This window comes from Streptomyces bohaiensis, from assembly GCF_012033785.1.
GTDB lineage: Bacteria > Actinomycetota > Actinomycetes > Streptomycetales > Streptomycetaceae > Streptomyces > Streptomyces bohaiensis.
The window spans coordinates 1-1,824 of the sequence record NZ_JAAVJC010000479.1 but is presented as its reverse complement, the minus strand read 5'-3'; the positions used below and the strand labels follow the sequence as shown (position 1 = coordinate 1,824).

The 1,824-nt window shown below is 77.1% G+C and carries 1 protein-coding gene; it reads right to left on the bottom strand.

The genetic code is table 11. The features are described from left to right. Window positions 1-29: 29 nt before the first annotated feature. Window positions 30-1,445: a maltokinase N-terminal cap-like domain-containing protein gene (locus HCN52_RS24090; RefSeq protein ID WP_168090534.1), complete on the bottom strand. Its 1,416-nt coding sequence runs from the start codon at window positions 1,443-1,445 to the stop codon at window positions 30-32. Window positions 1,446-1,824 lie beyond the last annotated feature (379 nt).

Genomic DNA, 1,824 nt, shown 5'->3' with positions numbered 1-1,824 from the left:
GGCCGACCGGGCCCGGAGCCGGTCGGGGGTCAGCCCGCCAGGCGGCGGACGGCGGCCATCGGGATGTGCAGCCAGTCGGGGCGGTGCCGCGCCTCGTACAGCACCTCGTACACCGCCTTGTCGGTCTCGAAGGCGCGCAGCAGCTCCGGTCGTTCGGTGGGGTCGTGGCCGCTGACCTCGGCGTAGCCGCGGCAGTACGCCTCGCGGGCCGCGGTCGCCCACGCACCCACCCACGGGCCGGGCGCGCGGTGCTGCCCCGCCGCGTAGTCGAAGGAGCGCAGTATCCCGGCGATGTCCCGCACCGGCGGCTGCGGACGGCGTCGCTCCGCCAGCGGCCGGGCCGGCTCCCCCTCGAAGTCGATGAGGGTCCAGGCGCCGTCGCGGTGGAGCGCCTGACCGAGGTGCAGGTCGCCGTGGAGGCGCTGGGCGTCGAGGTGGCCGCCGTCGCGGGCGAACGCGGCCAGCGAGTCGAAGGAGCGGCGCAGCCCCGTGCAGTAGGGGCGCAGCGCCGGGACCGCCGCGGCGGCGGCGGTGAGGCGCTCCGTCATGGCGAGCGCGGACCGCTCCAGTTGTTCGCCGTGGAGCGTGGTGGTCGGCAGGGTGCGGGCGAGCGCCAGGTGGACCTCGGCGGTTGCCGCGCCCAGGCCGTGGGCGGCGGCCGCGAAATCCGTACGGAGCGAGAGCGACTTCAGGGCGAGCGCCCAGCCGTCGGTCGAGCCCGCCAGGAAGGGCTGGAGGACGCCGAGGGTGATCGGCTCCGTCCCCTCCGCCTCGGCCTCGAACCACGCCGAGGGGGCGGGCACCCGGTCGCACCCGGCGCCGGCCAGCGCCCGCGGCAGCTCCAGGTCGGGGTTGACGCCCGGGCTGACCCGGCGGAACAGCTTGAGGATGTGCGCCTCGCCGTAGACCACCGAGGAGTTGGTCTGGTCGCCGCCGAGCGCCCGGGCGGGCAGTCCGGAGGGGATGGCGGCGCTGTGCGCCCGCTGGAAGACGAGCCCGCCGAGGGTCCCGGGGGCGCGCAACCGCTCCAGCAGGAGCGCCGCCAGCCGCGGGTCGTGCAGTGCCTCGTAGACGGCGCGTCCTCGCAGGGGGCCGTCGGCGGGCCGGCCGACGAGCGCGGGGGCGAGCGCCGGCGGGAGCACGGAGCGCACCCCGAGCAGCAGCTGGTAGCAGCTGCCCTGCCGCTCGGGCACGCCCTGGGGGACGGTGCGCACCAGCAGGTGCAGCAGGCCCGGTGTCGGTCCGCCCTCCGTGCAGGGCAGCAGTTCGGTGGCCGAGACGAGGGTGAGGCCGCTGAGCGGGCGGCCCTTGTCGGCGTACCAGCGCTGGCGTGGGAGCCACCGGGCGAGCAGCCCGGTGAGGGAGCGGAAGACGGCGGCGCCCGCCGGCGCGGCCTGAGCCGCCGGACGCGGCGGGGCCGTCCGGGGCGCGGAGCTTTCCGACATGGCGTCCTTTCCCCGGGTTACACGAAACATATATGACGAAGTGTCCCGGATTGCGGCGTTGACGGCCGGTAGGTCGAAGGGACGTGTCGTGCGGAAACCGACCGTGCGAGAAGGGGCCCTGACGCGTCGTCGGGCCGGGGGCGGTGCGGTGCAGGGAAGGGTGCCCGCCCCCGCGGGTGGTAACCGCCCGCCGCGGCCGGACGACCGGTTCCGGACCGAAGGCGGCCGAACCGAGCGGGGCGGCCCCCGGGAGTGCGGAACCGTTTTTGCGGGCCGGGCCCCGGGCGGCGTCGCCCGGACGGTCGCGGGTCCTTCGGGTCGCCCGGTGCGGGCCGGGCAGGGGTCTGCGGCCGGCGGCGGGCGGGCCACGGGGTGACGC